Here is an 18,320-nt window from a genome sequence, read left to right as displayed (position 1 = left end):
TGGGCAAAAACCGAACAAAATAAGCCAAAAAAACTAAATAGACAATAGAAAAACAGAATATCAAAAAGGTTTTTTTCTTTTCCCAACAAGCTTTGAAAAACGGCCATAAAGTCCTTAACTTTCGGTAGTTCAAGAAAAAATCTGCCCGCCGCAAGGCAAAATACCTATCTAACATATATATATTATGGCCATCAGCAAGCAACAAAAAGAAAGCTTAGAATTGCTGCAAAAGAAAGCCAACGAATGGCTCTCTAACTACTATCAGTTTGGGCTGTCTTCCGACCCCCAAACCGCAGCCCAACACAGCCAAGTTCTAGCCACCTTGCATCAGACCCAAGCCGCCCTGGCCCAAGCCGATCAAGATGAGCCTAGCGTAGAGGAGCAAGGAACTATCCCCATGCCCGAAGAGGCTGCCGCCGCTCGCGAAGCCAAAAGTGAAGAACGTAGCGCCAAAAAAGCCGCCGCCGAAGAAATTGAAGCAGAAACGGAAAGCGATATCGCTACCCAAGCTAAAGGCAATGCCGACCTCGAGGCTACCCTTAACGGCTGGAAAGACCTGGCCGTCTCTTGGCTCGATACCGGCATCGATAAAATTCTTAGCTCTAAAGAAGGACTAGATAAAGGCATCCTCGCCAGCGCTCAAGAGTATATCGGACAAGCCGAAGGCTGGCTCCGCCTCGCCTCCCTCTTTACCGGAGGAGAACTAGGCGATAAAGTAGAAAAGGTCCAAGGATGGATCGAACTGGCCAAATCTGTTATCGAAAAAGTAGAGGCCCTAGATGAATACCTCGGCCAATGGAGAGATCTAGCCGTAAGCTGGATGGAAGGCGGTATCTCCTCTGTCGTTAGTGGTACAGAAGTAGTCGGAGACCTCAGCAATGCCGTTGTGGCAGAAGCCATCGACTTTAAGAAACTAGCCCAGGATTTTGTCGATAAGGCCAAAGCCCTAGGCGATGCTTCCCTAGATGATAAAGTAGCTAGAGCCGAAGAATGGCTCGGCAGTACCCACAATCTCCTCGATAAGGCCGGCGATATCGTCGATAACCTCTTCGCCGATGCCGACAATAATAGCCTGCCCGATTGGTACGACCTGCTCGCTCGCGAATGGGATAAACTAGCCGTTATGGATATTATCCCCGGTACCGATATCGATGAACAACTGTTGGGTAAAATCAATGGCTTTAAAACTAAAGCCGAAGAATGGCTGGCTAAGGCCACCGCAGAAATGAACCCTGCTGTCCAAGAGAAAATTGACTTGGTCAAAACTTGGATCTATAATATTCAGAAACTCCTTTCTTTGGCCGAAAAAGGAAAAGAGTTTGTCGATGCCCTCAAAAATAAGGATTTCAATGCCGTCTATGATCAGCTCTCTGCCCTTTGGACAGAGCTCGATGGCGCCAATGATATTTTTGCCGGCACCGATATCGATGATAAACTCCTAGCCAAAGTTCAAGAATACAAACAAAAGGCCGACGAATTTGCCCGCCTAGCCAACTCCCTCATCGCTAAGCTTCCCGCTGGCGAACATCTAGGAGAGGTCCAAGATTGGATCAAAATGGCCATGCAAATCGCTACCGATATGGCCAATGGCGAGGATGTGGTCGGAAAGTATCTCCAACTCGCCAAAGAATGGGCCCAGGGCCAAATCAAAAGAGTATTGGATGGCCAAGAAGAATTTACCGCTGAAGTGGCCGGCCAAGTCTCTGGCTTTGTCAATGAAGCTAAACGCTTTATGGCCTCCGCTTCCGCTATGAAAAATGGCGACTTTAGCGATAAGATTGCCGCCGCTGGCGAATGGATCCAGTCTTCTGAAGGCCTACTCGATAAAGCCTCTGACCTTATCGGCCTAGCTGTTGGCGATGCCGATGGCAATAACTTGCCCGATTGGTATGACCGCCTAGCCGCCGCTTGGGATGATATCACTGGAGGTGGAGACATTATCTCTAACACTAATGTAGATAACGAACTCATCGGTAAGGTCAATATCTTCCGCGCAGAAGCCGAAAAATGGTTGGCTAAAGCCGTAGAAGTTGGTGCCGAGATCCAAGAAAAGATCACTATGGTCAAACAATGGATCGAAGTAGGAGGCAACTTCCTCAAAGAAGTAGCTGGCTTTATTGAAGATATCAAAGAAGGCGACTTCCTCTCTGTTTATGAGAAGATTAAAGCCGCTTACCTCGGCCTTGGCGATACCGACGATATCCTAGAAGGTACCGAAGTAGATAACCGCCTACTCGCTAAAGCTAAAGAACTACAAGGCCAAGCCGAATCTTGGTTGGCTAATGCCCTTACTGGCGGCCGTGCCAATGGAGAAATGACCGATGAGGTTAAAGATATCCTCGGCGCTGTAGATAATGTACTTACTTTCGCTTTGACTAAGTATGAGGTCCAAGATTCTATGATGGAGTTCAATGAGGATAAAATCGTTATTGACTTCCCCAATGCAACAACACTCACAGATGAGCAAGAAGCCGCTCTCATCGGAGAATTCTCTGGTGGATTTGATGGCCCCTTGGTCAATACTCTAGGCGCAGTCCTTACTCGCCTCAACCAAGATATCCTTACCCTCGGCTCTCAAGTAGATGGCGCCTACCGCCAAACAATTGCTTCAGGTGGAGCTGCTGCTGAAGTCTATCTTAAGGCTAAATCAGACTATGAGTCTGTAATGAAGAAGCAGAAAGACTTGATGAAGCTGCTAGAATCGGTGCGTAAAGTGGTCGTAAGCTCTATTGGCTTGGCATTGACTCCCGTCAATCCCGCCGTAGCCGCCGGTGTTACCGCCCTACTTAGTGGTAGTGTAAACGGTTTTGGCGATATTGCCAAAATGCTCCTTGGTGCCGCTAGCGAATCTGGTGGAACCATGGGCCAAATTGGTGGTTTCCTCTCTCTTGCTCTTCCTGGCGGAGCGGGCTTGTCTACGATGACAGAGGCCCAGAATGCTGGTTTGATTGACCTCGGTGGATTGTACAACCGTGGGGTCACTAGCAAGTATGAAGAGATGAAAGCCCTCTTGGCCAAAATCCAAGAACAATTAGATATTGTCTATACTAACCTCTATAAGCAAAGAGCTGATCAGCTAGAAGATGCTAAAGGCGCTATTGCTAGCGGTGCCGATCAATGGAAGCGCCTACGCGCCGAAATTATGAGCAAGTATGTCAATACGCAAGAAACAAGAATCAACGAAAAAGCAGCCTACTGGCTCCTTAGCCGTGCCCAATATGCCAACTGGTTGTCTAAGAAAACCGATACGGTGATTGTCGACAATGTAATTGATGCTCTAGAACGCTTTGAAATCATGAAAGATGCCGGCGTTAAAGAATGGAACAAAGGTGCAGGTGGAAAAGTGGCCCGTGGCTTGGGTTGGCTACTCGGTGGCTGGGCAAGCTTTGGCTATGACGAGAAAATTGAACAATTTAATAAGTGGGGCCGCCAAGAAATTGGTCGTCTACACAACCAAGCCGTATGGAATGAGGCCTTTGCCTAATCCTCTTCCTACTATTTGAAGCTGTTTTATCTCTGCCAAGATAAAATACATTAACCTCAAACCAGTCTGCAGAAGCAGACTGGTTTTTTTATTTGAAGGAATATACAGTTTGTCCTTATGGAGGAGTTGGCCAAGCCCGCCAAAGATGAAAAATAAATGTAGAGCTTAAGGACAAGCAGTCAATAGATGAAAAAACAAAACAGGAGCTAGCCCTGTTTTTCGAGTCTATTTAAAATTTTGTGTTTCTCCTTTTTGCTTCCTAGGGACAAGCCCCTAGGCTAGCTTTTTTAGACAGCCCTCTAAAGAGGGCCTTTAGACAAGGTTTTTTCTGCTATAAGAAGGGTACAAGGCCTTATTATTTCTTCAGCCAATGCTAAGAATAAATCCCCCAGAGCATTTTTTTTCCAGCAAACACTCCTTTGCAATTATTTAAGCTAGTTGCTTTTTCCCCCATACCATAGATGCAGTTGTTTTCTTAAGGTATTTAATAATTCTTATTAAGAATTAGTCTAGTTTAATGAGCTAGATTTTTTACTTTTGCGGCAGAACAACCTTATATCTATTTGTATGAAAAAATTACTGCCCATCATCATCCTTTCTTTCTTGCTCCTAGGAGCCTGTAAAAAGGAAGAGGGGCCTTTACAAGCAGAGGCTGGCGAAGAATATAGCGGTGGGGCGACCACCGTCTTTAATAGTTCTCGAAATGCCTTTGGTTTTCAAACTTCTGGTTTGTCTTCTATGGACGAATTGGCCTTTTTTACGGGAAATTCCTTCTTTAATCAATCTTGGGTCTCTTCTCCAGCTTCAACAACGGCCCGGGATGGCCTAGGCCCATTATTTAATGCGGTCGCTTGTTCTTCCTGCCATTTTAAAGATGGGCGGGGGCGCTCTCCTGCTTTTAGTGGGGAGCTGGGACATGGCCTTTTGCTTCGTTTATCGGTGCCCGGCGCTTCGGCAGGGGCTGCAAATTGGCCCGAACCTTCTTATGGGGGGCAGCTACAGGACCAAGGGATTAACAATGTTGCGGCAGAGGGAAAAATTAGCATTAGTTACGATTATATTCAGGGGCAATACCCCGATGGCAGTAGCTATGAGTTGCGCAAACCTACTTATGGGGTACAAGAACTAGCCTATGGCCCCTTGGCCGCAGATGTAGAAATATCGCCAAGGGTGGCTAATCAGTTAGTGGGGATGGGGCTGATAGAAGCTATTCCCGAACAGAGTATCTTGGCCCTAGAAGATCCACAAGATATAGATGGAAATGGGGTATCTGGACGGGCCAATTGGATTCCGAGCGCTAATGGACAACTGCTGGGCCGTTATGGCTGGAAAGCTAATTCAGCCACTTTAAGAGAACAGATTACTGCCGCTTTTCAAGGAGATATGGGCATTAGCTCCTCTCTTTTTCCCGAGCAAAATTGTAGTCCGGGCCAAACCGACTGCCAGCAAGCGCCCAATGGAAATAATGCCCAAGGCTACGAACTCGATGATCAGACCTTAGATCGGGTAGAACTTTATTTGCAGGCCTTGGCCGTGCCCGCTCGCAGAGATTGGAAAGACCAAAGGGTCCTTAAAGGCAAAAAATTATTTCTAGAGATGGGCTGCGGCGATTGCCATCGTCCAAGTTTTGAAACAGGAGTACATGCCTTGGCCCCTCTGTCCAATCAAAAGATTTATCCCTATAGCGACTTTCTCTTACATGATATGGGCGCAGGCCTAGCCGATAACCGCCCCGATTATCTAGCCAATGGACAAGAGTGGCGAACACAACCTCTTTGGGGCTTGGGCCTCATCTCTACCGTTAATGAGCATTCAGAGCTTTTGCATGATGGCCGAGCCCGCAATATAGAAGAGGCCATCCTCTGGCATGGGGGAGAAGCCGAAGCGGCTAAACATGCCTTTATGGCCCTAAGCGCAGAAGAGCGCAGCCAAGTCCTCGAATTTTTAAACTCTCTTTAATCTGGCCCTACTTCTTGCGTCTTGCAGGCGGCGCAGCCGCCGCAGGTCACAACAAGGACTTTAGTCCGCCGTTCGACGACCAAAGGGAGTAACCGATGTGGAGGGGTGATTTGCGAGCTATGCCAACTAGGCCCTACTTCTTGCGTCTTGCAGGCGGCGCAGCCGCCGCAGGCCTAGCGATGTGAAAGGGTGGCCGAAGGCCAGACCGAAGCGCTACAAGCGCTGAAGGGCCGAGCGAATAGCGAGCCCTGTAACGTAGCGCCGCAAGCGTAGCGCAGCGGAGGCCCCAAAAATAAAACTACTATATATAATATGAAACGATTCCCTTCTCTATTGGCTATGACCAGCCTTTGTTTCCTTTTTGCTTGTAGCAAGCAAGATAGTTTTGATAAAACGGCCCTTTTGCAAGCTTGGCAAACAGAAGTTATTGCCCCAGCTTGGCAAGAGGTAGCGGCCCAGGGCCCCAACTTAGCCACTAAGGTTAATTTGTTTTTGGCGCAGCCCAGCAATGCCAGTTTGACAGATGCTCGTGAAGCTTGGCGGCAGGCCGCAAGGGCTTGGGGGGCTGCCGAACCCTTTGTTTTTGGCGAAATGAAAAGCCAATATTTGCATTGGAGCATAGGGCGGAGCCCCGCCAATAGCAGTTCTATAGAAGCCAGCATTTCGGATAGTAGCCGAACGCTAGACAGCCTATATATGCGGCAACAGAGCAGTTATGCCAAAAGCCTTTCGGCTATAGAATACCTATTATTTGCCGACAGTAGTCAGCAGTTGCCTTTTTCTGCTCGTCGGGCGGACTACCTGCGTTTGGCGGTGCAGCATTTGGCCCTAGAGATGCAAAAACCGCAGGATATTTGGGAAAATCAGGGGGAGGGTCAGCGTTTTGCTGCTGCCGAAGGTTATGAATTGGGCTCGGCCATTAGTGAGCTGAGCAACGGAATGATTAACTTGGCCCAGGAGATCAGCCGCAAGAAGTTAGGAAAGCCCTTGGGCAAGGAGAACGATGGGATTTTCCTGCCAGAATCGGTTGAACATCCCGATGCGCACTTTAGCATAGGCCTATTGAAGGCCAATTTTGAGGGTTTGGAAGATGCCTTTTTATTGGGAAGGCCCAATTTGCAAGCCTATTGGGAATCGGAAAGCAGCAATGAGGTTCCCGCGCAGTTTTTGGCCAATTTGAGGGCCGCCATCAGCCTTTGCGAAAGCCTAGGCGATGATTTGCAGGCTGCTTTGCAGAACCAACCCGATCAGGTCGAGGCGCTCTATGATTTGAGTCGAGCCATTTACCTGGCACTCTCCAATGATATGGCGGCTGTTTTTGGCATCACGGTCTTACCTAGCGACAATGACGGCGATTAAAGCATACCTAAAGCAGGAGCGGGAAGTTCTTCCCCTTCTGCTTTTTCGCATTGTATTGGGGCTTCTTTTTCTTTGGTCGGGCATACGCTTTTGGGCCAAGGGTTGGATCGAAGACTTCTATTTATCGCCCGATTATCACTTTCGTTTTTGGGGCTGGGACTGGCTGCCTTTGGCTTCTCCGCAGCTTTGCTATTTCCTATACAGCCTGATGCTTTTGGCGGCCTTGGGGGTTTTGTTGGGGGCCTTTTATCGCTGGAGCATGGCGCTCTATTTTTTGCTCTTTACCTACTTTGAGCTTTGGGAGAAATGCCTTTATTTGAACCACTACTATTTTGTGTCCTTATTGGCCTTTCTGCTTTGTTTTGTTCCCTTGCATTGCAATACTTCTGTGGATGCTTTTTTTCGGCCCAGCCTGCGGCGGCGGCATTTGCCCAACTACTACTTCCTCCTGCCCAAGTTCCTGATTGCCATACTCTATATCTATGCGGCCCTAGCCAAGCTAGAGCCCGACTGGTGGTTTCGGGCGCAGCCCCTAAGCATTTGGTTATCGGCTCGATCTTCCTATCCCATTTTGGGCCCTATTCTGGCTTGGGGACCTACGGCTTTCCTGATGTCTTGGGCGGGTTTTTTCTATGATTTGCTGGTTCCTTTTGGCTTGAGTTTCCGCAAAACGCGCCCTTGGGCCTATTTATTTGTTATCCTCTTTCATGCGATGACGGCCATGCTCTTTTCCATTGGCTTGTTTCCCTATGTCATGATGGGCGCGGCCTTGGTTTTCTTCTCGGCAGAGGAATTGGGGCGCTTTCGCTTTATCTATCTGCCGCAGGAGCATTTGGAGCGGCCTTATCGCTTGTATTGGCCCAAATTGCAGACGGCCATTTGGGTCATTTTCTTTAGTTGGCAACTGCTATTTCCTTGGCGTTTTTTGCTGTATGAGGGGCCAGTTTGTTGGCAGGAGCAGGGATTTCGCTTTAGTTGGCGGGTCATGTTGGTCGAGAAAGTGGGGCAGTTGCATTATCGCTTAATTGATCAAAATGGCCGTCAAAAACTGCTCTATCCGGAGGATGATTTACAGCCTTGGCAATTGCAGCAGATGCGTTTTCAGCCCGACATGATTTTAGCCTATGCCAAAGAGTTGGGGCGGCGGCATGGGGCTCGGGCCATCTATGCGGAGAGCTGGGTATCTTGGAATGGGCGGCCATCTGCCCGTTTGATTGACCCCAACTACAACCTTTTGGAGGCGGAAAATGGTTGGAAAAACTGGGACTGGGTGCTTCCTGCTCCAGAATAAGACCATATATATTAGGGGGATTTGGGGCCCGCGGCCGGCTAGGCTATCGCCTAGGTCGGCCGCCGCTATGCTGCGGGGCTCACAGGTCTGTTCGGCCCTGCGGGCTTCACTTCGTTTCGCCCTGGGTCTGGCCTTCGGCCACCCCTCCGCAGCGCTGGGCCGAGCCAGCCCTTGGCGGGGTTTTATAGACGAAAAGAGCGCCTATCCGATAGGGGATAGGCGCTCTTTGTCATTATTTTTTGCGGTTGCCAAACATCTTTTGGAGATTACTTTCTCTTTTCTTTTTGGGTGTTCGCTTCATAATTTCTATTGGGCTTTGGTCATTGACCAGCACATTATTGGGATCATCTTTAAAGACCTTATCGATGTATACCCAGCGGCCTTTTTTGAGTTCTAGGCCGCAGTAGCTACCGTCGGGCACATTAGAGGCGGGAGCGCCGGGGACGGCTCGGCCATAAATCAGGTGGTCGAAGATCACTTTTTGTTGGTCGGGATTATAATTGAGCACAGCGGAGACGGCGGCGGAGTATTGGACAATATGGCGGCTAACGGTTCGCTTCATGCCACGGCCATCTTTAATATCGATAATATTTTGGCCAAACTTGGGGGCTCCTTTTCGGTCAAAATAGAGGATATCGAGCACCTTTCTACGGTCGAAGAAAGAGTAAGAATCTCGGCCAAAGAGCAGATAATACTGTTTCCCGTTCGACTCGAAGGGCTGTATATTATAATAGAGGGCGCCATACCAATTATTGGCAGAGAGGCGGCCAAACTGGGGGCTTCTCATTTCGTCGGACTTATCATTGAGGAAAAACAGTTGGCCATCTGCTTTTTGGATAAAGCCGAATTGGGTGTAATGCTCTTTATCTACATATAGCTCCCAGCTAAAGATGCGAAAACTTTTATCGGGGGCATTGAGGAGGGAGACTCCTTTTAGTTGTTCAAAGGGGTAGCTATAGCTTTGGGTATCTTGCAGAGTATTTTGCAGTTCGGTTTTCAGGTTTTGGGCCAGCAAGCTTCGGTTGAAGCTATCTCTTTCTTGCTGCAGTCTTAGGGCCAGTTCGGAGAGTTCAATTTCTTTTTGGGGGTAATCATGTTGGGCGAAGAGCAGGCTCGGCAGAGCGAGCAGGAAAAAAAGCTTATAGTACATAAGTTATATTTTTTGAGAAGGAATAGAGGGGCCAAGGTATTTTTTTTTCTTCTTTGCTTGGCGCTTAGGGCAAAAGATTTTTCCAAAGTTGTGCCAAGCTGAGCGAAGCTTATTTTTGGGGCCTATTCTTTTGTGGGCTAAAAAAATGGCATCTATCAATAAATGAGTAGCCCCATCAAATTTTGATATATGCCTAAAAAATAAATTTATTGAAAATGAGGCCTTTAGCGCTTGGCCTAGTTTTTTGCTTTGGCCCCAGCTCAATGCCTCCCCTTGAGGCCCCAGCAAAGTTAGGGAAAAGAGAGTGCTTCAAGTAAGTACTCTTTATCCCTTTTTTCTGTCAAAGTAAGTGGCGCCAAAGCCCAATATTATATTTTTTTTATTACCTTAAGATCGTAATTATACCGTAAACCTATCCCATGACCCAAACAAATGTAAAGCCCCCCTTTTGGGGGAGGCTGTTGTTGGCTTGGGGTTAAAAGCACAGCATGGCTAAGCAACTAGCAGAGATTAAGGCGCTCTTTAATAAGCGCTTTGGTTATCGAGAAACCAACTGGCAGAAAGAAAAGGTGCAGGCCTTGGGTGGCCTGGAGCTGGATGGACTGTATTTGGATGGGGAGCATCGTTTATTATGGGCCAATAGTGAGTCTATCGCTAAGCCTGTTTATGATGAACAGATTTTAGCGCTAAAAGCTAGTTACCCTAAGTTGCAGTTTTTGTTGTTGTCGAAGGCTGATATGCTTTTTCTGAGAGAAATAGAGCAACAGTCAGGTATTGGCTATGATAAGTGGTGGTTTATTCACAACTCGGAGTTAGCTATTCAGGAATCAGATATACTTTTGTCAAAGCTAAAGTGGCGGACAAGTTTATTTGATCGGATAAAAGACCTTAGACTCAAGCCTTCCGAACGCTTTGGAGAAATCATTAGTGCCTTAGTAGAGAAGGTAGAGCAATCTGAAAAAGATGACCTCATTTACAAATACTATTTTTATGTAAGTACAGTTGGTCAGCAGCCAGATGAGCTGAAGATTTCCTTTTGGAAGAATAAAAAAAGGAAGGAAAACTCAGAAGAGCCAGAGTGTTTTTATGAAATCAATACACGGACGGAACGGGAACGCTTAGTTATTCGATCTAAAGAAGAAGATAAGGATGAGAGCAGAGATAAGAATAGTGGCAAAGATAAGTCTCTTTCAATAGCTGCTAAAATAGCCAAGACAATAGGAGCTGTTCAAGTTAGAAATGGGGAGTGGAAGAAAGAATATACTTATCATTCTGAGCCAGCAAAGGGCATATTATCCTTTTTAGAGAAGGCAGATTTTAATGCAATTAACTATGGGCTTCTTGCAGGGGGAGGAGATTTAAAGCTAAAAACAGAAAAAGAGGATTGGGAATATTATCGCTATAAAGTAGGTATACCTTTTTTTAGGGAAGGAGGCAAAGTTTCAGATAAAGCGATAAAAGGGGTGACGTTAGAGTCCTTATCCTTAAAAAATATTGGTCATTTTGAAGAGCTAGAGATAGATTTAAGTCATCGAGTTAGTTGTTTTCTTGGACTGAATGGTTCTGGAAAGACGACTATTTTAAGAAGTATTGCATTAGCCCTTACAGGTGTTTATCAGCTAGAAGCAAGGGAGCCTTTAAAAGGTTGGTTGAGAGTAGATAGAGTTGAGAAAACTATAAAGGCATCTTCATATAAAGAAATATTAGCTCTTGATGGATCGATTGAGTTGTGTTTTAGTTCGAGAACTAAAGAAGAAAAACGAAAGCACGTACATCGAATACTATTTAAACCTCATGAAGAGCCGATTGAAGACGATGAGGCTGAGGAAAAAGTAGAGAAGTTTAGACTTCTTAATGGACGAGAATTTCCTATACCAATATTAGGCTTTGCGCAAGGACGTACTCGCCCTTTGTCAACTAAAAAAGAAGAACAGGCTGGTGCAAAAAATTATCAAGGGCGTTCTACTATCTCCGATTTAGAAAACTTGATTACTGAAGAGGGGGATAATAAGTTGGAAGAGCTGAAACGCTGGTTGATGATTACGCATAATGAAGGGCTAAACTTAGAAGAAAGTATTGAGCGGGAGGAGGATCTCACGAAAAAGAAAATTAGTCAAAGAAAGCGAGATGGGTATAAGAAAGCATCTGACTTAGTCTTTAAGTTGATGAGCAAGATTATAGGTCGGGAAGTTTCTTTTAATGCAGCCAATAAAGACACTTTATGGGTTAAGCTTGGAGCATCCAAATCAGAAGATGATGATGAGGAATTAAAGGAACAAGTGATTTCTTTTAGTCGTCTGAGTCAGGGCTATAAGTCTGTCTTTATTTGGGTGGGACATTTAGTTATACGTTATGCAGAGCATTATGATTATAGTGAAGGTTTTGAAACACAAGAGGGAATTATTTTTATTGATGAAATAGATCTCTTTTTGCACCCTCTTTGGCAAACTAGAGTCTTAAATATCTTAGTAGAGAAGTTTAATCGTGCTCGTTTTATAGTGACTACACATTCGCCTTTGGTGGTTAATCGCCTAAATCCTAAGAGTATAAAGCCCTCAGATGTAGCAGTGTTTTTAATTTCTATAGATGAAGTAATAAAAGAGTCGAATATACAAGGCATCAAAATAGATCGATTGTATGAAAGATTATCATACTTAGCAAGTTATCCTAAATATGTTATATTAGAAATGAAAAAAATGGCCTCTTGTATAGTTAATGAAGATTTAAAAGGTGCAAGAAAATGCTTAGAAAAGTTAAAAGAATACTTGCCACTTGATGATGATTATTTGATTGGGAAAGAGATTGAATTTATATTTAATTTTAAATAGTATGTTGCATGTAGGGAAGACTAGTTGTGAAGCCTTAGAAAACTATAAGAAAGATAAGGATGAATCTTTTTTTGAACAACCAGGTAAAGAACAGTATGAGAAATTTTATGGAAAAGGTAATAAGAATAGATTTAAGGAGTTATGTAAAGATCTTTTAAAGGACCAACATAGTTTATGTTGTTATTGTATGAGAATAATCAAACAGAAAGAGGAGCATGGAAATATAGCAGTAAAGTTATCTGTAGAGCATTTTCTGTCAAAATATGACTATAAATCAGAGGCACTTAATTATTCAAACTTGTTTGGGTCGTGTTCTTTTGGTAAACATGCTAAAGGTCGAGAGGTGGGATCTTGCGACAATTATAAGGGGGGCGAAAATTTTAAAAGTATTCTGAACCCTAGTTTAGATAAAGTAGGTTTTTATGAGCATATGAAATTAACATTTGTATCAGTAAATAAGTATTTATATATTAAATCTGGAGATACTGGTGTTGATAAAGAGCTTGATGAAATATTAAATTTAAATATAGAAGATCTTTGTTCTTCTAGATACACAGTGTTTAATACCGTAAGGAATCAAATGAAAGGAAAGACTCAAACGGAATTAGAAGGGGCATACAGGAGGTTTATAACTATGTGGAAAGAAGAACATGCCGCAGCACAGTTTTTTAATGTCATAGTTTACCTTTTTGAACATATTTTATTGGAATCAAGTCCCAACTATGGGAAGAAATTTTTAAACCCACATTACATCTAAACAAATGTCAAAAAAATATTTATACTCGGCTTCGGTGCAGGGCATACAGTCTTTTATCTTTCAGACGAATAAGCTCAAAGAGATTGCTGGAGCCAGTGAGTTAGTGGAGCAATTATCTACTCCAGACGCATTAGAAGAGGCCCTAGCTTATTTGGGCGTTGATTTTAAAAAAGAAAATTTGATTGTAGCTGCGGCTGGAAAGATCAAATATCTATTTGATGATTTGGCGGCTTGTGAAAAGCTTTGTCAGTATATGCCGATATACGTTAGTCAAGAAGCGCCAGGCTTACAACTGAGTCAGTCGGTTGTCTTAGTAGATGGAGCTTTCAAAGAAGAGCACTATAGCCGATCAGAGCAGGCTTTAGTGCAAAAGCGGGCATTTATTGGGCGGCCAAATACAGAGGGCTGGATGATTGCGGCTCGTGCACCACAGACAGGAAACCCAGTTAAAGCTTATGAGAAGCAAGAGTTATTAGATAATGGGCAGTTAAAAAAGAGAGCAATAGTTGAGTCAAAAGGTCTTACTCCTTTAGAGGAAAAACTCTTGGGGAAGGATAGTCGCTATATATTCTTGCGAGAGTTTGCTGCAATTAGTCGTCGGGAGGATAACTGGTTAGCTGTTATTTATGCAGATGGCAATGATTTGGGAATTAAAATTCCACGTCTTTTAAAGGAGAGAGAGGCGAATCCAGGAGGTTATCAAAAGGCTAGTTGCGATTTTTCAGAGGGCTTAGATAAAGCTAATATCAAAGCATTTGAAAAGGCAAAGGATGAACTTGTATCCTATTTAGAAGAAGGAGGGGAATTAGAGATAGACAAAGAGACTGGCAAATACAAACTACCGCTTCGCCCTATTATTTGTGGAGGGGATGATTTAGTTGTGGTGATACAGGCGCGCTATGCTCTTTTCTTTTGTGAGACCTACCTTAGAGCATTTGAGGAAAAGACAAAGCAAAAAATAGATGAGCGTCTCACGGCTTGTGCTGGTATAGCCTATATAAAGTCAAAATATCCCTTTCATTATGGCTTTAAGTTGGCCAAGGATCTTTGTACTTATGCTAAGAGTAAATCAAGGGATAAGAATTTAAGAACAACGCCTGCTTCCATCAGCTTTCATAAAGTAGAAACATCATTTATTCGCTCTTATGCGGGGGGGATTCGGACGGAAGAAATACAGTCAGCAGATTTAATTAGTCCACAACCCTACTTTATTAAAGAGCTCAAAAGTAATGAGGAGGGCATTTTTCTAGATACTTTATTAAAGCGTTATCATCTACTCAAGAATGAAAAAGACCCTCAGATGCAAGTCCTCTTCAGCCGAATAAGAAAGGTTTTGGGGCAATTAAATCATCTTTCAGAAAGTCAGCTAAGTTTAGAGCTAGAGCGAATCTTCCAATTATATTATTCACAACTTATGCAGCTGGACTCTTCTCTTGGAAGAGAAAATAGCAAGGATATTCTAAAGGGGGCTTATGACTTGTTGGCCCTGAAGGCTATTGATAACTATATTCCAAACAACAATAAATAAACTCAGATATGTATCAATCGATTAAATATGAGTTGCAGTTCTTTTCTAACTGGCATTTAGGCTCTGGTTTATCCGTAGGGGCAGATATGGATGCTACAACAATTAAAGATGAGAACGGACTACCTTATGTACCTGGAAGAACCTTAAAGGGGATTATTAGAGATGCGGCTCAGCTTTTAGTAGATAATGAGTATAGTGGTTTTGATCAGGCCTTTATGGATAGAGTCTTTGGTTATAATGACCAAGAGCGTCGAAGTCAGTTAATTGAGGCAAAAACAGAGCAGGAGAAAACGGCAGCATTTAAGGCATTGGATGAAGCAGCTAAGTCTGAAGAAGTTGAAACTCTAGAGTCTTTAGTTCATTATCAGCAACAGGCTTTTTTTAGTAATGCCTACTTAAGTAAGTTTCTAGCTGATAGCTTATTAAATGAAGGGTCGAAACGTCAGGCGCGTCTTTTCCAAAGAATTAGTTCAACGGCTATTGATGGCCAGAATGGAATTGCTAAAAATACAAGTCTACGAACAATAGAAGTTTGTATACCGCTATCTGTTTATGGTGTTATAGATAATGTGGCTGAAGAGGATGTTGAACAGTTGACAAAGGTACTACAGGCTATAAAGTCTATGGGACAAAGTCGTCATCGTGGTCTTGGAAGAATTGCTTTTACTATCCTAAAATCCCAAAAATAATATGTTTGTTAAACTATCATTTCAATGTCGCTTTTTGTCAGACGTTATACTTAATGCAAGTAGTGCAACGGCTTCAGTAAGCGAAACTTTAGATTATATTCCTGGAAGTAAATTTTGGGGTATGCTTATTCAGGAAGCTTATCGAAGAGAAGATGAGCAGCTGATTCAGGCTTTACAAGCTATAGGTAGCACAAAGATTAGAGTAGGAGATGCACATCCTATGGTAGAAACTTCGCAGCAGTGTTTAAAAGTGCCTCGTTGTTTCTTCAATAAAAAGACAAATAAGTCGGATGTTTATCTTGATTTTCTGTTGGATGAGTATACTCGGAAGACATTGAGGGAAGAGCCGCCTGTACAGCTCAAGCAAATGCGTAAAGAATATATTATCTATCAGGAGGAGAAAGGGATCTTTCATTCTCTAAATTTAGATAAGAAACTAACGATCAAAACGGCTTATGATCGCAATAAAAGACGCTCAAAGGATGGGCAAATGTATAATTATGAAGCCTTACCTAAAGGAAGTAAATGGCTTTTTGATATTGAGATAGCAGAGGAAGAAAAAGATTTAATCAGCTTTGTGCAGAGCTTTTTTGCAAGAGGTAAAAGTAAACGTTTAGGAAAGTCTAGATCTGCTGAGTTTGGGCAGGTAGATATTGTTCCTTATGGGGATGCCTCAATACAAAAAGAAGAGCTCATTGAACCTTATGAGATATCTATTGAAGGTTTGGCCTCTAAAAAGCTGGTGGCGCTCTACGCAGAAAGTAGGGTGGCCTTTATTAAGGATGGGCAGGTTACGGCAGAGCCTCAGTTAGATGTTATCTTGGATGCGCTTGGGATTGAAGACAAGGGCGCTAAAATCTGTTTGTCTGCAAATTATATGAGCTCAACAGTTTATTCTCCATGGAATGCCTATCGAAATGCTAGAGATGCTGATCGCTGGCTTTTAGATAAGGGCTCTGTTTTTTTTATTGAATTATCAGAAAAAGCGAAGCTATTGCCTAAAATCATTTGGTTGGGAGGATTCCAGGCAGAGGGGTTTGGTAAGTTGTTGGTTAATCCTAGCTTTTTGAATGCGAAACATATTGGTGTAAAGTCAGCCGCTGAGTTAAGGGCTTCTAAGGATTCTGAGCCTTTGACTAGAAGTGAGTTTTTGGAACAACAATCCTTTCAAATTCATAAACAAGAAGATAAAGTAGAACTTATAGAAACAACTGCTTTTGTAGAAATAGGGGCAGGGGATGAACTGCTAGTCGACTTATTAGAGCAAGAGCAACTGGATCATAGTTCAAGTCGTCAGTTAAGCAAAAGAGTTGAAAGCTTTAGAAGGAATTACTTGAAATATTTGGAAGTTATTTCTGCCAGCCAATGGGGGCAGGTTCGCAACCTAGTTACACATTTTAGCCGAAAGTCAGAGCTAGAGAAGATTTTATTTGACGATAATTTTGGCTTTCTCCGAACAGCTAGTCGGAAAAAAACTTGGAGTAACACTTTAGTGAAAGGCTTAGAAGATGAGGTGAAGAGTGGTTTATCTGGAGAGCAAGCCCGAGAGTTCCTTTTATTATTAGCTAATGCAGAGGCAAAGAAAGTGGTCTATTAGGCTTCGGGCTATGTCCATTATTCTTTTTTGTTGATGGGCGCATATATCTATTAAGCGCTCTATCCTAAATCATCTGAACTTATGTCTAATCGAAAATATTGTTATCAAGCTTTTGTCATTTTAGAGGCGGCTAGTCCTTTAAGAGTGGGCACAGGCCATAGAGAAGGTATACAGGATAATCCTATTTTAAGAGATGCCTTTCAAATTCCTTATATCCCAGCTACAAGTTTGGCGGGAGTCCTCCGTCATTTGCATCAAGAGGTAGAGGGAAAAACAACATCTACTATCTTTGGATCTGCGGCTAATGCGTTAGAAAGTGATAAAACGGGAAGTCGTATAGAATTCTCTTCTATGCATTTGGTTTTAGGCCAAGAGGCTAGCCAGTGGCGGGTTGCTGATGGGGTAAAAGCTATTCATGAACTGAAGGCGCCTTTGGACCAGCATTATCGCACACAATTTAGAGAGCATGTCCGCATTAACCATAGGGGAGTAGCGGATAAGGAAAACCATGGAAAGTTTGACTCGGAGTTATTGCCCAAGGGCAGTCGTTTTGCTTGTCAGATTAGTTTTTGGCCCGAACAGGAGGATTCTGCTGCCTGGGAGGAAGTTCTTCAGTTATTACAACATCCTTTGTTCCGTTTGGGGGCTGGGAGTCGCAAAGGCTTTGGTCAAATGAAGCTCGTTGCGCTTTATGAGCGTCAGTTAGACCTTAGCCAAGAGGAAGATATGGATCGTTATCTTCAAACCTCGGCTTGTTTAGATAAGCATCCTACAGCACTGTATAATAAGCGTAGTTTGGCTACTTTGGACTATAATGAACTTAAGCATTATCAGTTGCAGCTAGAGGCTGAGGACTTTGTCCTTTTTGGTGGAGATTTTAATTTAAGTTTGGCCAAAAAGCTTTTGTTGACAGCTGGAGAGCAAGATCAGTTGCCTGATTTTACCCCTAAGGTAGAAACAGCTATTGCATGGACAAAAGAAGATCAATTAAGAGAGGCGACCTTTTATTTGCTTCCTGCTACTTCTATTAAGGGGGCTATTGCGCATCGATTTGTTTATCATTTAGCTAAGGCTAAAAAAGTGTATGCAGATCCGCAGCAAGACCAGTTAGATCAGATAGAAGTCTTTTTGAAGCAAAATGTAGAGCTAATAAGTAGTGTAGAAGAGGCGAATAAAATGATGGAGGATCTACTTAAGGTTGAACAACAATTGGCGCCAGAGCAAGACAGCAATTCTCAGATCGACAATGAAGATATTAACAAGGCGGTAAAGGCTCTCTTTGGTCTGGCTGCAAAAATAGAGAATATAGAAGGCCGATCTATTCAACAGGGACAGCGAGGCCGCTTATTGTTATCTGATATATATGTAGAGCAGTCTAAGGCCGAGATTAAGATCTTCAACCATGTAGCTATAGACCGCTTTACGGCTGGAGCATTGGATCAAGCGCTTTATTCTGAAGAGGTCTTGGCCTTAAAAGAAGGAATCCGACTTGATTTATATGTAGAAAAGGCAGCCTTTGAGGGTGATCCTCTGATTCAGCAGGCTTTTGAGGCAGCGCTCAAGGACTTAGTGAGCGGGCATTTGCCCTTAGGTGGAGGTGTAATGCGTGGACATGGCCGAATGAAGGGCGAGATCCAAACTACCGAGGCTTAATTGCCCTTAAAGAGCGGGCCGAAGG

Annotated in this window: 11 protein-coding genes; 10 read left to right on the top strand and 1 reads right to left on the bottom strand. The window is 43.6% G+C overall.

Annotated features, from left to right (window positions below; genetic code table 11):
- Positions 1-184: 184 nt before the first annotated feature.
- The 4 genes from OP864_RS01670 to OP864_RS01655 all read left to right on the top strand — a co-directional run bounded on the left by OP864_RS01670 (position 185) and on the right by OP864_RS01655 (position 8,093).
- Complete coding sequence (locus OP864_RS01670) at positions 185-3,484, top strand: hypothetical protein (protein WP_270099579.1); 3,300 nt, start codon at positions 185-187, stop codon at positions 3,482-3,484.
- Positions 3,485-4,051: 567 nt separating this feature from the next.
- Positions 4,052-5,443, top strand: coding sequence for a di-heme oxidoreductase family protein (locus OP864_RS01665; protein ID WP_270099578.1), 1,392 nt, complete (start codon positions 4,052-4,054; stop codon positions 5,441-5,443).
- Positions 5,444-5,755: 312 nt separating this feature from the next.
- Positions 5,756-6,802, top strand: a complete 1,047-nt coding sequence (locus OP864_RS01660; protein WP_270099577.1) for an imelysin family protein — start codon at positions 5,756-5,758, stop codon at positions 6,800-6,802.
- Positions 6,789-8,093, top strand: coding sequence for an HTTM domain-containing protein (locus OP864_RS01655; protein WP_270099576.1), 1,305 nt, complete (start codon positions 6,789-6,791; stop codon positions 8,091-8,093). The genes OP864_RS01660 and OP864_RS01655 overlap by 14 nt, the downstream gene beginning before the upstream one ends.
- Positions 8,094-8,325: 232 nt before the next feature.
- Here OP864_RS01655 and OP864_RS01650 read toward each other — a convergent pair whose 3' ends face one another.
- Positions 8,326-9,243 (bottom strand): hypothetical protein, encoded by a 918-nt coding sequence (locus OP864_RS01650; RefSeq protein ID WP_270099575.1) that lies wholly within the window; start codon positions 9,241-9,243, stop codon positions 8,326-8,328.
- Positions 9,244-9,731: 488 nt separating this feature from the next.
- Here OP864_RS01650 and OP864_RS01645 point away from each other — a divergent pair, with 488 nt between their 5' ends.
- From OP864_RS01645 to OP864_RS01620, 6 genes are all read left to right on the top strand, one after another.
- Positions 9,732-12,071 carry an AAA family ATPase gene (locus OP864_RS01645; protein ID WP_270099574.1) on the top strand — a complete coding sequence of 780 codons (2,340 nt, stop codon included), beginning with the start codon at positions 9,732-9,734 and terminating at the stop codon, positions 12,069-12,071.
- Position 12,072: 1 nt separating this feature from the next.
- A complete protein-coding gene (locus OP864_RS01640; protein WP_270099573.1) occupies positions 12,073-12,828 on the top strand; it encodes a retron system putative HNH endonuclease in 756 nt (251 codons plus the stop codon).
- Between the two features lie 4 nt (positions 12,829-12,832).
- A complete protein-coding gene (locus OP864_RS01635; RefSeq protein WP_270099572.1) occupies positions 12,833-14,356 on the top strand; it encodes a Cas10/Cmr2 second palm domain-containing protein in 1,524 nt (507 codons plus the stop codon).
- A gap of 8 nt (positions 14,357-14,364) precedes the next feature.
- Entirely contained in the window at positions 14,365-15,045 is a 681-nt protein-coding gene (locus OP864_RS01630; protein WP_270099571.1) for an RAMP superfamily CRISPR-associated protein, read from the top strand.
- Between the two features lies 1 nt (position 15,046).
- Positions 15,047-16,642, top strand: coding sequence for an RAMP superfamily CRISPR-associated protein (locus tag OP864_RS01625; RefSeq protein ID WP_270099570.1), 1,596 nt, complete (start codon positions 15,047-15,049; stop codon positions 16,640-16,642).
- An 81-nt stretch (positions 16,643-16,723) separates the two neighbouring features.
- On the top strand, positions 16,724-18,295 hold the full coding sequence (locus OP864_RS01620) for an RAMP superfamily CRISPR-associated protein (RefSeq protein WP_270099569.1): 1,572 nt from the start codon (positions 16,724-16,726) through the stop codon (positions 18,293-18,295).
- Positions 18,296-18,320 lie beyond the last annotated feature (25 nt).

Source organism: Saprospira grandis, assembly GCF_027594745.1.
Lineage (GTDB): Bacteria > Bacteroidota > Bacteroidia > Chitinophagales > Saprospiraceae > Saprospira > Saprospira grandis.
This window is presented reverse-complemented; position numbering and strand designations above follow the sequence as displayed.